The 15,453-nt window shown below is 73.8% G+C and carries 10 protein-coding genes; 8 read left to right on the top strand and 2 right to left on the bottom strand.

Going from position 1 to position 15,453, the window contains the following annotated elements; genetic code table 11:
- The first annotated feature begins 135 nt into the window (after positions 1–135).
- Together ABZ861_RS02690 and ABZ861_RS02685 are read left to right on the top strand one after the other, a co-directional pair.
- On the top strand, positions 136–1,155 hold the full coding sequence (locus ABZ861_RS02690; protein ID WP_361622518.1) for a LacI family DNA-binding transcriptional regulator: 1,020 nt from the start codon (positions 136–138) through the stop codon (positions 1,153–1,155).
- Positions 1,156–1,233: 78 nt separating this feature from the next.
- Positions 1,234–2,070, top strand: a complete 837-nt coding sequence (locus tag ABZ861_RS02685; protein WP_361622515.1) for a phosphatase PAP2 family protein — start codon at positions 1,234–1,236, stop codon at positions 2,068–2,070.
- A 405-nt stretch (positions 2,071–2,475) separates the two neighbouring features.
- On the opposite strand, the gene ABZ861_RS02680 is transcribed toward ABZ861_RS02685, so the two are convergent.
- Positions 2,476–5,475, bottom strand: coding sequence for a bifunctional [glutamine synthetase] adenylyltransferase/[glutamine synthetase]-adenylyl-L-tyrosine phosphorylase (locus ABZ861_RS02680; RefSeq protein ID WP_361622512.1), 3,000 nt, complete (start codon positions 5,473–5,475; stop codon positions 2,476–2,478).
- Between the two features lie 657 nt (positions 5,476–6,132).
- On the opposite strand from ABZ861_RS02680, the gene ABZ861_RS02675 reads away from it, so the two are divergent.
- From ABZ861_RS02675 to ABZ861_RS02665, 3 genes are all read left to right on the top strand, one after another.
- A complete protein-coding gene (locus ABZ861_RS02675; protein ID WP_361623568.1) occupies positions 6,133–7,041 on the top strand; it encodes an alkaline phosphatase family protein in 909 nt (302 codons plus the stop codon).
- Between the two features lie 166 nt (positions 7,042–7,207).
- Positions 7,208–8,710 carry an MFS transporter gene (locus tag ABZ861_RS02670; RefSeq protein ID WP_361623565.1) on the top strand — a complete coding sequence of 501 codons (1,503 nt, stop codon included), beginning with the start codon at positions 7,208–7,210 and terminating at the stop codon, positions 8,708–8,710.
- A complete protein-coding gene (locus ABZ861_RS02665) occupies positions 8,707–9,726 on the top strand; it encodes a TolB-like translocation protein (protein WP_361622509.1) in 1,020 nt (339 codons plus the stop codon). The genes ABZ861_RS02670 and ABZ861_RS02665 overlap by 4 nt, the downstream gene beginning before the upstream one ends.
- A gap of 82 nt (positions 9,727–9,808) precedes the next feature.
- Here the strand turns inward: ABZ861_RS02665 and glnA are convergent, their stop codons facing one another.
- Positions 9,809–11,170: a type I glutamate--ammonia ligase gene (glnA, locus tag ABZ861_RS02660; RefSeq protein WP_361622506.1), complete on the bottom strand. Its 1,362-nt coding sequence runs from the start codon at positions 11,168–11,170 to the stop codon at positions 9,809–9,811.
- 673 nt (positions 11,171–11,843) lie between these two features.
- On the opposite strand from glnA, the gene ABZ861_RS02655 reads away from it, so the two are divergent.
- The 3 genes from ABZ861_RS02655 (at position 11,844) to ABZ861_RS02645 (ending at position 15,351) form a co-directional block, all read left to right on the top strand.
- On the top strand, positions 11,844–12,536 hold the full coding sequence (locus tag ABZ861_RS02655) for a DUF3105 domain-containing protein (protein ID WP_361622503.1): 693 nt from the start codon (positions 11,844–11,846) through the stop codon (positions 12,534–12,536).
- 11 nt (positions 12,537–12,547) lie between these two features.
- Positions 12,548–13,171: a DUF305 domain-containing protein gene (locus tag ABZ861_RS02650; protein WP_361622500.1), complete on the top strand. Its 624-nt coding sequence runs from the start codon at positions 12,548–12,550 to the stop codon at positions 13,169–13,171.
- Between the two features lie 239 nt (positions 13,172–13,410).
- The gene (locus ABZ861_RS02645) at positions 13,411–15,351 is read left to right on the top strand and encodes a S53 family peptidase (RefSeq protein WP_361622498.1); all 1,941 of its coding nucleotides are present in this window, start codon (positions 13,411–13,413) and stop codon (positions 15,349–15,351) included.
- Positions 15,352–15,453: the final 102 nt, after the last annotated feature.

Below are 15,453 nucleotides of genomic sequence, written 5' to 3'. Positions count from 1 at the left end.
GGCGGGGACGCCGGGACGTCGGCCACTACACGAGGGAACGCGATGACGCAGCAGCCCGCAGCGGCTCGTTCGACGGGCCGCCCCAGGCGCCCGAGCGGTGGGAACGGCGGCAGGCGACCGGTACAGTCCACTCCTGTGACCACACGGCTTGCCGACATCGCCGCGCAGGCGGGAGTGAGCGAGGCGACCGTCAGCCGTGTCCTGAACGGCAAGCCGGGCGTCGCCGCCACCACCCGCCAGTCGGTGCTGGCCGCCCTCGACGTGCTGGGCTACGAGCGCCCGGTGCGGCTGCGGCAGCGCAGCGAGGGCCTGGTGGGGCTGATCACCCCGGAGCTGGAGAACCCGATATTCCCGGCGCTGGCCCAGGTCATCGGCCAGGCGCTCACCCGCCAGGGCTACACGCCGGTGCTCGCCACCCAGACGCCCGGCGGATCCACCGAGGACGAGCTGACCGAGATGCTGGTGGACCGCGGAGTCGCGGGCATCATCTACGTCTCCGGCCTGCACGCGGACACCACGGCCGACATGGAGCGCTACGAGCGCCTGCGCGCCCGGGGCGTGCCCTACGTCCTGGTGGACGGCTTCTCCCCCAAGGTGCAGGCGCCGTTCATCTCCCCCGACGACCGCGCGGCCATGGCGCTCGCCGTCACCCACCTCGTCTCGCTGGGCCACGCCCGCGTCGGCCTGGCCCTCGGCCCCAAGCGCTTCGTCCCGGTGCAGCGCAAGATCGAGGGCTTCGTCCGCGCCGTGCAGGACCAGCTCGGCCTGGCGCCGGACGTCATCGAGTCGCAGCTCGTGCAGCACTCGCTCTACACCCTGGAGGGCGGTCAGGCCGCCGCCGCGGCGCTCATCGAGCGGGACTGCACGGCGATCGTCTGCGCCAGCGACATGATGGCGCTGGGCGCGATCCGGGCGGTCCGGCAGCGCGGCCTCGACGTCCCCCGGGACGTCTCGGTCGTCGGCTTCGACGACTCGCCGCTGATCGCCTTCACCGACCCGCCGCTGACCACGATCCGCAAGCCGGTGCCGGCGATGGGCCAGGCCGCGGTGCGCACGCTCCTGGAGGAGATCGGCGGCACCCCGGCCCCGCACAGCGAGTTCGTCTTCATGCCGGAACTGGTGGTGCGGGGCTCCACGGCCGCGGCCCCGGCGTGATCCGCGGCCGGACATGCGGAGGACCGCCGGCCGGGGGATGATCGGCGCAGAAGGTCTTTTCTGGCAGACTCTGTGCTCATGGGTGACACGACGGCGACGCGACCGGAAGGCCCCGAGCAGGTCCTTCCCCGCCCCGTCGCGGACGGCGCCCGCCCGGCCCTCGCCCGGCGCCTGCGCGAGCCGGGACACCCCCGCCTGTGGTTCGAGATCCTGCTGATCGCGGTCAGTTACTGGACGTACTCGCTGATCCGCAACGCGGTCCCGGAGCAGAAGGCGCAGGCACTGGCCAACGCGGCCGCCGTCTGGCGCTTCGAACACCGCCTGGGCATCGCCGTCGAGCACTCGATCAACCATGCGGCCGACTCGGTCGCCTGGCTGATCGTCGGAATGAACTACTACTACGCGACGCTGCACTTCGTGGTCACCGTGGGCGTCCTGGTCTGGCTCTACCGCAGCCATCCCGGCCGGTACGCGGCGGCCCGGCTGGCCCTCTTCGCCACCACGGGCGTGGCCCTGCTCGGCTACTACCTGTACCCGCTGGCGCCCCCGCGCCTGATGACCGGCGGGGGCTTCGTCGACACGGTCCAGGCGCACCACACCTGGGGCTCCATGGCCTCCGGCGACCTGAAGCACATGTCCAACCAGTACGCGGCGATGCCCTCGATGCACATCGGCTGGTCCCTGTGGTGCGGCGTGACGATCTTCGCCCTGACCACCGTCCCCTGGGTCCGCGTACTGGCCTTCCTCTACCCCGCCGCCACCCTGCTCGTCATCGTGGCCACCGCCAACCACTTCTGGCTGGACGCGGTAGGCGGCGCCCTGTGCCTCACCGCAGGCGTCACCACAGCCCGCCTCTGGTACGGCGCCCTCCCCCCATCCCTCCCCAGAAGAACGTGGCAACCGGCAAGAGCGTAACCACGAACCCCACCCCACCCGACGCCAAAGCGCCCCGTCAGCGCACACCCGACCCGCACCCAGGCAGGCACCCCCCACGCAGCGGAGCCCGCCCGACAACGGAAGCGGGCACAAGCCAACACGCAGCGGAGGCCGCCCGACAACGGAAGCGGGCCGTGGGGGTGCGGCCAAGGTCCGCCGCATACTGCGGTCTCACCCAGCCTCGACTCAGAATCTCCGGGCCGTATGTCCGTGCGCGGCGGACCGGCCGCACCCCCACGGCCCGCGCCCCGAAGACGACCGCAAGCGCCCCCCAACGCACCGCAGCCAGCCGGCCAACGCACAGCAAGCCCCACGCACGCCAGGCGCCCGCACCGCAGGCCCTTGCGCACCGCAAGCACACCCCAGACGGAACCGCCCCCACCCTCACGTCCCGTAGAACAGCTCCTCCACCACCCCCCGAGCCAGCCGAGCAGTCCGCCGATACGCGTCGAGCATGTCGCCCACATGCCCAGGCCCGTACCCCAGATACCGCCCCACCGCGGCAAGCTCCCGAGGCTCCGAGGGAAACGTGTCCCCCGCCCGCCCCCGCACCAGCATCACCGCGTTGCGCACCCGAGCAGCCAGCACCCACGCCTCGTCCAGCGTAGAGGCGTCCTCCGGCGACACCAGCCCCGCCTCGCGCGCCGCGGCCAGCGCGGCCCGCGTCCGCGTGGTGCGCAGCCCCGCTGCCTCCGCCCCGTGCCGCATCTGGAGCAACTGCACCGTCCACTCCACGTCCGACAGCCCGCCCGGCCCGAGCTTGGTGTGCAGCTTCGGGTCGGTCCCGCGCGGCAGCCGCTCGGACTCCATCCGCGCCTTCAGCCGCCGGATCTCCCGCACCGCGTCCTCGCCGAGCCCGTCCGCCGGATACCGCAGCGGATCGATCAGCTCGACGAACCGCCGCCCCAGCTCCGCGTCCCCGGCCACCGGCTCGGCCCGCAGCAGCGCCTGCGACTCCCAGGTCAGCGACCACCGCCGGTAGTACGCCCGGTACGAGGTGAGCGTCCGCACCAGCGGCCCGGACTTCCCCTCGGGCCGCAGATCCGCGTCGACCAGCAGCGGCGGATCCGTGCTCGGCACCTGGAGCAGCCGCCGCAGCTCGGCGACGACACGGTTGGCGGCCTGCCCGGCCTCCCGCTCGTCCACGCCGTCGCGCGGCTCGTGCACGAACAGCACGTCCGCGTCGGAGCCGTAGCCCAGCTCGTGCCCGCCGAACCGCCCCATGCCGATGATCGCGAACCGGGTGGGCAGCACGTCGCCCCACGCCTCGCGCACCACCGCCCGCAGGGCGCCCGCCAGCGTCGCCGCCGTCAGGTCGGAGACCGCGCCGCCGACCCGGTCCACCAGCGCGCCCTCGTCGGCCTCGGCGGGCTGGGCCTCGGTGCCGTAGGAACCGATGATGTCGGCGGCGGCGGTGCGGAACAGCTCACGGCGGCGCACCCCGCGAGCCGCGGCGACGCCCTGCACGGCGGTCTCGGCGCGGCCGACGGCGGCGAGGATCTCCTGCTCCAGCGGGGCCCGCCCGCGCGGCGCGAGGCCACCGCCGTCCCCGTCGCCGAGCAGCGCCACCGCCTCGGGCGCCCGCAGCAGCAGGTCGGGGGCGAACCGCCCGGCGGAGAGCACCCGGGCCAGGTTCTCGGCGGCGGCCCCCTCGTCCCGCAGCAGCCGCAGGTACCACGGCGTCTTGCCGAGCGCGTCGGACACCTTGCGGAAGTTGAGCAGCCCGGCGTCCGGATCGGCGGAGTCGGCGAACCAGCCCAGCAGCACGGGCAGCAGCGTCCGCTGGATGGCGGCCTTCCGGGTGACGCCGGACGCCAGCGCCTCCAGATGCCGCAGCGCGGCGGCGGGGTCGGCGTACCCGAGCGCGACCAGCCGCTCCCGGGCCGCCTCGGCGCTCAGCCGCGCCTCGCCCGGCGCCAGTTGGGCGACCGCGTCGAGCAGCGGCCGGTAGAACAGCTTCTCGTGCAGCCGCCGTACGACGCCGGTGTGCCGCTTCCACTCGCGGGTGAGGCCGGCGACGGGGTCGGCGCGCATCCCGAGGGACCGCCCGAGGCGGCGCAGGCCGGCGTCGTCCTCGGGCAAAAGGTGGGTGCGGCGCAGCCGGTGGAGCTGGATGCGGTGCTCCACGAAGCGCAGGAAGCGGTACGCCTCGTCGAGCTGCACGGCGTCCGCGCGGCCGATGTAGCCGCCCGCCGCGAGGGCCGACAGCGCGTCCAGCGTGGCGCCGCCGCGCAGCGAGGCGTCGGCCCGCCCGTGCACGAGCTGGAGCAGTTGCACGGCGAACTCGACGTCGCGCAGTCCGCCGGGGCCGAGCTTCAGCTCGCGCTCGACCTCGGCGGCGGGGATGTTCTCGACCACCCGGCGGCGCATCTTCTGCACGTCGGCGACGAAGTTGTCCCGCTCGGCGGCCTGCCAGACCAGCGGGGCGAGCGCGGCGGCGTACTCCGCGCCGAGCGCGGCGTCGCCGGCGACCGGCCGGGCCTTGAGCAGCGCCTGGAACTCCCAGGTCTTGGCCCACCGCTGGTAGTAGGCGACGTGACTGCTCAGGGTGCGCACCAGCGGGCCGTTGCGGCCCTCGGGCCGCAGGTTGGCGTCGACCGGCCAGATGGACCCTTCCACGGTCGTCTCGGAGCAGATCCGCATCAGGTGCGAGGCGAGCCGGGTGGCGGCCCGCAGCGCGGCGGTCTCGTCGCCGTCCTGGACGGCCTCGCCGACGAAGATGACGTCCACGTCGGAGACGTAGTTCAGCTCGCGGCCGCCGCACTTGCCCATCGCGATGACCGCGAGGCGGCAGGCGGCGGCGTCCTCGGGCGCGGCGGCCTTCGCGAGGCGCAGCGCGGCGCGCAGGGTGGCGGTGGCGAGGTCGGCCAGCTCGGCGGCGGTCTCGGAGACTCCGGTGGTGCCGCACACGTCCCGGGCGGCGATGGACAGCAGGCAGCGCCGGTAGGCGACGCGCAGCGCGACCGGGTCGTCGGCGCCCGCCAGTCCGCGTTCGAACTCGGCCACGCCCGGGTGCAGGTCCTGGGGCTCGTAGGTGACCAGCTCGCGCCAGTCTCCAGCGTGCCGGGCGAGGTGGTCGCCGAGCGCGGCGGAGGCGCCGAGCACGCCGAGCAGCCGGTCGCGCAGCGGCTTGGCCGCTATCAGGGTGTCGAGCAGCTCCCGCCGGGCGGTCGGGTCGGGCTGCGCCTCCAGCAGCCGGACCAGGCCGCCCAGCGCGAGGTCGGGGTCGGCGGTGGCGCCCAGCGCCTCCAGCAGCACCGGGTCGCTCCGCACGGGCGCCAGCTCGGGGCTCTCCAGCAGCCGCTCGGCGGCCAGGGCATCGGTGAAACCGTGCCGGAGCAGCCGTGTGAAGGTACTGCTCCTGCGCCCCGGCGCCGCCGTCATCCGGGCCTCCCGTCCGATCTAGCTGGTCCTGGCCAGAGCCTAGCCCGCCCCCGGCTCCCCGGCTCCGGGGGAGCCCGCCGACAAGCCGGTGGGCGGCACTGGACGGCGTACGCAGGGCGTCCGGACCGCCCCCGGCAGACGGCGCGCGGCCTTCACCCGGCAGAGAGCGCCCGACACCCGACACCGGCTCCCGGACGCCGGCACCGGCACCCGCCACCCGCCACCCGCCACCCGCCACCCGCCACCCGCCACCGATACCGCCACCCGGACGGCGGACGGCGCGCGGCCGACAGCCCACGTAGGGTCGGCCACAGGCGGCAGGGGGCAGGCGGCTGCCCCGCAGTCGGAGCCGGCCCCGGGCGGCGATGCGGCGGGCGCACGGCGCCCGGACGCGGCACGCCAACCCCACCGCGGCCCCCCGGCAACCGGACCGCAGCCGAACCACAGCCAGACCGCAGCCGAGCCACAGCCAGACCGCGACCGAACCACGGCCAGACCGCAGCCGAACCGCGGCCGCCCCGCGGCGGCCGTTCACCCGGTCTTCACCTGCCGGGTCGGCGGACGTGGAATAGCGGCGCCTTGGCGTGAGCATGCTCCATCCGCACCGCCGCCGCCCCGCTCCCCCGCCCCCTCGCCCCGGAGGTCGACGTGTCAGCAATGCCCGGCAACAACGGCAGGTCCGAGAAGACCAGACCGCGCCGCGGCCGCACCGCCATGGCGTGCGCCGCCGCGCTGGCGACCGCCGCCGCCGGCCTGTGGACCGGCCTGGCCGGCTCCTCGTCCGCGCAGGCCGCGAGCGCGGTGCCCGCCCCGGCCCACACGGTCGTCGTGGTCATGGAGAACCACGCCTACAGCCAGGTGATCGGCTCCTCCAGCGCCCCGTACATCAACTCGCTCAAGTCCGGCGGCGCCAACCTCACGCAGTCCTACGCCGAGACCCACCCCAGCCAGCCGAACTACTTCACCCTGTTCTCGGGCTCCACCCAGGGCATCACCGACGACAGTTGCTACACGCCCGGCTTCTCCTCGGCGCCGAACCTCGCCTCCGAGCAACTCGCCGCCGGCCGCACCTGGACGAGCTACAACGAGTCGCTGCCCAGCCAGGGCTCGACCACGTGCAGCAGCGGCGACTACGCCCGCAAGCACAACCCGTGGTTCGGCTTCAGCAACGTGCCCACATCGTCGGCGAAGACGTTCGCGCAGTTCCCGACGGACTACTCCACGCTGCCCCAGCTCTCCTTCGTGACCCCGAACCTGTGCAGCGACATGCACGACTGCTCGGTGTCCACGGGCGACACCTGGCTGAAGAACAACCTGGGCGCGTACGCCACCTGGGCCAAGACGCACAACAGCCTGCTCGTCGTCACCTTCGACGAGGACAACAAGCTCAGCGGCAACCGCATCCCGACGGTCCTGTACGGGCAGCCGGTGGCCCCCGGCTCCAGCAGCGCGACCACGTACAACCACTACGACCTGCTGCGCACCCTGGAGGACGGTCAGGGCCTGACCGCGCACGCGGGCAACGCGGCCTCCGCCCACGACATCACCGGCGTCTGGGCTTCCTGACGTGTACGTAGCGGACAGCCGGGCGAGCGCCCCGAGCAGCACCCGCCCCGCGCACGCCGACGGCGGTCCGGGCGCTGACGGCGGTCCGGGCGCTGACGGCGGTCCGGACGCTGAGGGCGCACCGGCGTCCGCGCACGGCGCCGCCCGGACCGGTTCCGGGCGGCGCCTGGCCGCGGTGGCCCCCACGGTCCTCGCGCTCGGCACCGTCAGCCTGATCACCGACGTGTCCTCGGAGATGGTGACGGCGGTGCTGCCGCTGTACCTGGTGGCGGGCCTCGGCCTGTCCCCGCTGGGCTTCGGGCTCCTCGACGGCGTCTACAACGGCTTCTCGGCCCTCGTCCGCCTGGTCGGCGGGCACCTCGCCGACCGGGGCGGGGGCCGGCACAAGTGGGTGGCGGGCCTGGGCTACGGCATCTCGGCCCTGTGCAAGCCGCTGCTCCTGGTCGCCCACTCGCTCACCCCGATCGGCCTGGTGCTGGCCGCCGACCGCACCGGCAAGGGCCTGCGCACGGCGCCGCGCGACGCGCTGATCTCCCTGTCCAGCACTCCGGAGAACCGCGGCCGGGCGTTCGGCGCGCACCGCGCCATGGACACGGCGGGCGCGCTGCTCGGCCCGCTGGCCGCGTTCTGGATCCTGCGGGCCGCGGTGGACGGCTACGACGCGGTGTTCACCGTGAGCTTCTGCGTGGCCGCCGTGGGCGTCCTGGTCCTGATCCTCTTCGTCCCGTCCACCCCATCGCTCCCGTCCACCCCGTCCACCCCGTCCCTCCCGCCCACCCCATCGCTCCCGTCCGCCCCATCGCTCCCGCCCTCCCCCGGCGCCGCCCGGAGAGAACCCGCGGCGCGTGCGATCCCGGCCGACCCGCCGCCCCCGACCCTGCGCGCCGCCCTGGCGCTGCTCCGCCGCCGGGACCTGCGCCGGATCGCCGTCGGCGCGCTGCTGCTCGGCCTGGCGACGGTCAGCGACTCGTTCGTCTACCTTCTGCTGCAACGGCGCCTCGGCGTGTCCGACCGCTGGTTCGCGCTGCTGCCCCTGGGCACGGCGGCGGCCTTCCTGCTGCTGGCGCTGCCGCTGGGCCGGCTGGCGGACCGGATCGGCCGCTGGCACGTGTTCCTGGGCGGCCACGCGGCCCTGCTCCTCGTCTACGGCCTGCTGCTCACCTCCTGGCACGGCACGGCCCTGCCGTACGCGGTGCTGCTGCTGCACGGCGGGTTCTACGCGGCGACGGACGGCGTGCTGATGGCGGCGGCCTCCGAGGGGGTGCCGCCGGGACTGCGCTCGTCCGGCCTGGCCGTGGTGCAGACCGGCCAGGCGCTGGCGCGGTTCGGCTGCTCGCTGGCGTTCGGTGCGGCCTGGACGGTGTGGGGCGACCGTGCGGCGCTGACCGCCGCCGCGGCGGCGCTGGCGGTGTGCGCGGCCTACTCCGCGACCCTGCGGCCGCGGACGGCGCACGCGACGACGGACGGCGCCCAGGACGACACGGCGGACGGAACGGGCGACGGGGCGGGCGGGACGGGCGACGGGGCGGGCGGGACGGGCGACGGGGCGAACGGGGCGGACGACGGGGCGGGCGGGGCGGACGACGCGCCGCGCGGCATGGCGAACGACGTGGCCGACGACACGGCGAACGGCACGCGAGACGACACGAGGGGCTCGGCGAGAGCATGACGGCACGCAACCGCATCCTGATCCTGCTGTCGGCGGTGGCCGTGCTCGCGGCGGTGGCCGCGGCCGCCGTCCTGCACGCCTCGACTCGGGCCGACCGGCGCGACCAGGCCCAGGCGGGCGGACCGCCGATCGCCTCCGGCCCGGTGGCGCTCACCGCCCCCGGCCGCATGGTCTTCCGCACCATGGCCTGGGGCCCGCACCGCGACGAGCTGGCCTCGGTCCCGGCCGCCGACCCGGCAGGCCCGCGCACCGCCTCGGGCGTCAAGTGCCTGCGCTTCTACGCCGCCGCGGGCGCCGGCGTGTGCCTCCAGGCGGTGCACGGCCCGGTCTCGGACACCTACCGCGCCCTGATCCTGGACGCGCGCCTGCGGACCCGGGCCCGCTACGACGTCCCCGGCATCCCCTCCCGCGCCCGCGTCTCGCCCAGCGGCCACTTCGCCGCGTGGACGGCGTTCGTGGGCGGCGACTCGTACGCCGGGACGGACTTCTCCACCCGGACCGCCATTGCGGACGTCCGCACCGGCGCGCTGATCCCCAGCCTGGAGGCGTTCCGGATCATCGAGGACGGCCGCACCCTGAAGGCGCCCGACGTCAACTTCTGGGGCGTCACCTTCGCCGCCGACGACCGCGCCTTCTACGCGACGCTGGCGACCGGCGGCCGCACCCACCTGGTCCGGGGCGACCTGCGCACGCGCACGGTCACCGTCCTGCGCGCGAACGTCGAGTGCCCCTCCCTCTCCCCCGACGGCAGCCGGATCGCCTTCAAGAAGCGCGTCCCGGGCCTGCCCAAGGACGCCCCGTGGCGCCTGTACGTCCTCGACCTGCGCACCCAGCGCGAGACCCCGCTCGCGGAGCGGCGCAGCGTGGACGACCAGGCGGTCTGGAAGGACGCCCGCACCCTCGTCTACGCCCTCCCCGGCGACTACGGCGCCGACCTCTGGACCGTCCCGTCCGACGGCACGGGCGCCCCCCACCGCATCAGCCGAGCCGCCCTCTCCCCGTCCTACCTCCACTGACCCGGCCCGTACGCGGCCCGAACCGGGGCAGCCTGAGCCGGACCGGCGCCGGGCAGGACCGGCGCCCCGCCGTCCCGGCGGCTCACAGCACCGGCAGATGCTTCCGCAGCTCGTACGCGGTGACCTCGGAGCGGTACTCCTCCCATTCCTGCTTCTTGTTGCGGAGGAAGAAGTCGAAGACGTGCTCGCCGAGGGTCTCGGCGACCAGGTCGCTGTTCTCCATGAGGTTCAGGGCCTCGCCGAGGTTCTGCGGGAGGGGCGCGATGCCCAGTGCGCGGCGTTCGGCGTTGGACAGGGCCCAGACGTCGTCCTCGGCGCCCGGCGGCAGCTCGTAGCCCTCCTCGATGCCCTTCAGACCGGCGGCCAGCAGGACGGCGTAGGTCAGGTACGGGTTGGCGCCGGAGTCGATCGAGCGGACCTCGACGCGGGCCGAGCCGGTCTTGCCGGGCTTGTACATGGGGACGCGGACCAGGGCCGAGCGGTTGTTGTGGCCCCAGCAGATGTAGGAGGGGGCCTCGCCGCCGGCGCCCGCGGTGCGCTCCGAGCCGCCCCAGATGCGCTTGTAGGAGTTGACCCACTGGTTGGTGACCGCGGAGATCTCGGCGGCGTGCCGCAGCAGGCCCGCGATGAAGGAGCGGCCGACCTTGGAGAGCTGGTACTCGGCGCCCGACTCGTAGAACGCGTTCCGGTCGCCCTCGAAGAGGGACAGGTGCGAGTGCATGCCGGAGCCGGGGTACTCCGAGAACGGCTTCGGCATGAACGTCGCCTGAAGCCCCTGCTCCAGCGCCACCTGCTTCATGACCAGGCGGAACGTCATGATGTTGTCCGCCGTGGACAGGGCGTCGGCGTAGCGCAGGTCGATCTCCTGCTGGCCCGGGGCGCCCTCGTGGTGGGAGAACTCCACCGAGATGCCCATCGACTCCAGCATGGTGATCGCCTGGCGGCGGAAGTCCATGCCGATGTTCTGCGGGGTGTGGTCGAAGTAGCCGGAGTTGTCGGCGGGGGTGGGGCGGGAGCCGTCGAGCGGGCGGTCCTTCAGCAGGAAGAACTCGATCTCCGGGTGGGTGTAGAAGGTGAAGCCCAGGTCGGAGGTGCGGGCCAGGGCGCGCTTGAGCACGAAGCGGGGGTCGGCGAAGGAGGGAGAGCCGTCCGGCATCAGGATGTCGCAGAACATGCGGGCGGTGCCGGGGGCCTCGGCGCGCCAGGGCAGGATCTGGAAGGTGGACGGGTCGGGCTTGGCGATCATGTCGGACTCGTAGACCCGCGCGAAGCCCTCGATGGCCGAGCCGTCGAAGCCGATGCCCTCGTCGAACGCCTGCTCAAGCTCGGCGGGCGCCACGGCCACGGACTTCAGGAAGCCCAGCACGTCCGTGAACCACAGGCGTACGAACCGGATGTCGCGCTCCTCCAAGGTCCGGAGCACGAACTCCTGCTGCTTGTCCATCTTCCGCTTCCCCATCCTTGCTGGTCAGGCCGCCTGCTCGTCCGTCGGGCGGAGGCGGTCGGGCACCCGAGCATCACACCACAACCGCGTTTCACGCGCGTTGCGGACCTTGATCGTCCGCACGTGCCCGGCCGGTACGCCCGGCGTGCCCACGCCGTACCCCTAGGAGGAGCGGTCTACGGCGGTCTACGGCGGGCGGCCGGTCCACGGCGGGCGGGCGGCCGCGGGCGGCGGCCCGTGCGGGTGCGCCGCTCTGCCGCCCATCTTGCCCGCTCGCACAGTCATCCGTCATGGCCGAGTCCGGGTCCGTCCCGCGCCCGGTCGGGCCTACGCCCGGTCCGGCTCGCGTTCTGTCCGGTCCGCGCCCGGTCCGGCCTGCGCGCGGGACGGCCTGCGCGCGGGCCTCGGGGCCTCTGGGTTCATGAGGGTCGCCGGGGTCGCCCGGGTCGCCGTGTTCTCCGGAGCGCCGCAGTCACTGGGGTCACCGGAGATACCGGAGCCACCGGAGCCACCGGAGCCACCGGAGCCACCGGGGTCCACGCTCTCCGGGGGCGCCGAGTTCCCCAGGGTCACCGGGTTCGCCGCCCCGGCGCTCTCCCCCGCACCCCTCCCGCCGCACTACGATCGGCGCACCCGACCGCCCCTCACACTTCACATGCGAAGGACTGCCTCCATGGGTTCCGTCGACAGGACCGGTACGACCGCCGGCGCCGAGCAGCGCAAGGCGCGCATCGAGCAGATGCGCCGTGCCGAGCAGGCCCGCCGGCGCCGCAACCGGCTGATCGCCGTCGCGGCGGGCGTGGTCGCCGTCGCCGCGCTGGCCGCCGGCGGCGTGGCGCTGATCCAGGCCGGCTCAGGCGACGACACGGCGGGCAAGGCGGCCGGCCCGAGCGGCGGCGCCAAGGGGGCGGGTCACTTCGTGACCGGTGCGGACGGCGTGCGCACCTGGCAGGGCGCCCTGGGCCGCACCCACACCACCGCCCCCGTGACGTACCCGATGGAGCCTCCGGTCGGCGGCGACCACAACCCGGTCTGGCAGAACTGCAACGGCGACGTCTACGACAAGCCGGTGCAGAACGTGCACGCGGTGCACGCGCTGGAGCACGGCGCGGTCTGGGTGACGTACAACGACAAGGCCCCGAAGGCCGACGTGACCGCGCTCGCGGCGAAGGTGCACGGCACGCCGTACACCCTGATGAGCCCGGTCCCGGACCAGAAGGACCCGATCATGCTCTCCGCCTGGGGGCGCCAGCGCACGGTGACCGGGGCGCACGACCCGGCCCTGGACAAGTTCTTCGCCGCGTTCGTGCAGGGACCCCAGACGCCGGAGCCGGGGGCGGCCTGCACCGGCGGGGTGAGCCAGTGAGGCTCGCCGGGATGGTCGCGGGGGCCGCCGTGACGGCGCTGGTCGCGGCCGGCGCGATCAGCTACGCGGTCGCCGAGGACCACGGCGGCGGGAGCGGGGCGGGGAGCGTGCTGCGGGTCCCCGCGGCGGACTCCGCGGACGCCGGTTTCGCCCGGGACATGGCCGTCCACCACCAGCAGGCCGTGGAGATGTCGTACATCGTGCGCGACCGCACCCGGGATCCCGAAGTGCGCCGCCTCGCCTACGACATCGCCCAGACGCAGGCCAACCAGCGGGGAATGCTGCTGGGTTGGCTCGACCTGTGGGGGCTGCCGAAGGTGTCGGCGGATCCGCCGATGACGTGGATGGGCATGGGCGACGCCCCTGCCGGCAAGGACGGCGCGCTGATGCCGGGCATGGCGACCAACGCCGAGCTGCGCGAACTGGGCCGGCTCAGCGGGCGGAAGGCCGAGATCGACTATCTGCGGCTCATGACGGCCCATCACCGGGGCGGGGTCCACATGGCGGAGGGCTGCGCCGCCCGGTGCTCGGTCGGCGTGGAGCGGCGGCTGGCGCAGGGCATGGTGCAGGCGCAGCGCTCGGAGATCCAGTTGATGGCCGACATGCTCAAGAAGCGTGGCGCCGCGATCAGTTGATCAAGAAGACGTCCGCTATGCGGACGTCGGAGCCCTCAATTCGGCGCAGATGAACGGTGCCTGACGGTTCCTTGGGTTTCTCTTGACCCTTTCATTCCCCTGGCATGTACGGTTCATCCGGAAGAGTGGCCCTCGCTCGTGTGATCCAGCCCCGGGCCGAACCGCCGCGGCCCCTGCGCGCATCGCACGAAGACCGACCACTCATTGCGTCAGATGCGATCCGCATCGCAGGGGGTTTTATGAGATCGAACCGCGCCACCGTACGCGCCGGGGTGAGCATGGCGGCGACGCTGCCCATGATCGCCGGTGCGCTGGTGCTCGGCATACCCGCGGCACACGCCGCGGACCACTCGGGCCGCAACGCGCTCGCGGGCACCAAGCCCTTGTGGGCGACGGCCAAGGCGGACAAGGGCTCCACGCCGAACGGCGCCCAGGTCAGCGCCCGGGTGTTCCTGGCCGGCCGCGACGCCGCCGGCCTCGCCGCCTACGCGAAGGCGGTCGCCGACCCGTCCTCGCCCTCGTACGGCAAGTACCTCAGCGCCGCGCAGGCGCAGCGTCAGTTCGGCGCGACGAAGGCCCAGAAGGCCGCCGTCACGTCGTGGCTGAAGTCGGCGGGCCTGAAGGTCACTTCGGTCACCGCGCACTACGTCGCCGTCACCGGTGACGTCGCCGCCGCCGAGAAGGCGTTCGGCACCCAGCTCCACGACTTCGCCAAGGGCTCGCGGACTTACCGCGCGCCGGCCCAGTCGGCCACCGTGCCGGAGGGCCTGAAGGGCGCCGTCCTGACCGTCACCGGTCTGGACAACGCCCCGCACAAGGCGAACCACGAGGACCAGCTCCCTCCGCCGGAGACGGTGTTCAAGAACTCCGGGCCGTTCTCCTCGTACTACGGCTCCCGGATCGCCAAGAGCCTGCCGTCCGCGTACGGCACGAAGATCCCGTACGCGATCAAGGGCTACACGGGCAAGCAGCTCCGCTCGGCCTACGGCGCCGGCAAGTACACCGGCGAGGGCGTCCGCGTCGCCATCACCGACGCCTACGCCTCGCCGACCATCGCCTTCGACGCGGCGAACTACGCCAAGCGCAACGGCGACGCGGCCTGGAAGACCAGTCGGCTGCACCAGGTGCTCCCCGCGCAGTACACCAAGACGACGGAGTGCGGGGCGGCGGGCTGGTACGGCGAGGAGACCCTCGACGTCGAGGCCGTGCACGCCGTGGCGCCCGCCGCGGACGTCACCTACGTCGGCGCCGCCTCCTGCTACGACGACGACCTGCTCGACTCGCTGAGCAAGGTCGTCGACAACCACCTGGCCGACATCGTCTCCAACTCCTGGGGCGACGTCGAGGCCAACCAGACGCCGGACCTGGCCGCCGCGTACGACCAGGTGTTCCAGTTCGGCGCGGTGGAGGGCATCGGCTTCTACTTCTCCTCCGGTGACAACGGCGACGAGGTCGCCAACACCAAGACGAAGCAGGTCGACACCCCGGCCAACTCGGCGTGGGTGACGGCGGTCGGCGGCACGTCGCTGGCCGTCGGCAAGGGCGACGCGTACAAGTGGGAGACCGGCTGGGGCACCGAGAAGGCCCTGCTGTCCGCGGACGGCAAGAGCTGGACGGGCTTCCCCGGCGCCTACACCTCCGGTGCGGGCGGCGGCACCAGCAAGACCGTGCCGCAGCCGTACTACCAGAAGGGCGTCGTCCCGGCCGCGCTGGCCACGGCCAACAACGCCGCCGGCAACCGCGTCGTCCCGGACATCGCGGCCATCGCCGACCCGAACACCGGCTTCCTGGTGGGCCAGACGCAGTCCTTGACGGACGGCACGCTGGGCTACAGCGAGTACCGCATCGGCGGCACCTCGCTGGCCGCGCCGGTCATCGCGGCCGTGCAGGCCCTCGCCCAGGAGGCCCGCGGCGGCAAGGCGATCGGTTTCGCCAACCCGTCGATCTACTCCCGGTACGGCTCGAAGCTGTACCACGACGTGGTGGACAAGCCGACCGGCAAGGACCTGGCCGTGGCGCGCGTCGACTTCGTCAACGGCCACGACGCCACCGGCGGTCTGAGCATCTCCGTCCGCAGCCTCGGCAAGGACAGCTCGCTCAAGGCCGTCAAGGGCTACGACGACGTCACCGGCGTCGGCTCGCCCGCCTGGGGCTACGTCGACTCCTACCGTCGCCACTGACCCAGGAGCCCCCTTCGGCGCCGTCGCCGACGACAGCGACCTGGTCGAGGCCGCCGGGCAAGGGCGGCTGCCGCTGGGCGACGAGCCGATGGTGATGGGCGG

It is taken from the genome of Streptomyces sp. NPDC046985, from assembly GCF_040644415.1.
Taxonomy (GTDB): Bacteria; Actinomycetota; Actinomycetes; order Streptomycetales; family Streptomycetaceae; genus Streptomyces.
The sequence above is the reverse complement of the archived record's forward strand: the minus strand, read 5'-3'. Positions and strand labels throughout refer to the sequence as shown.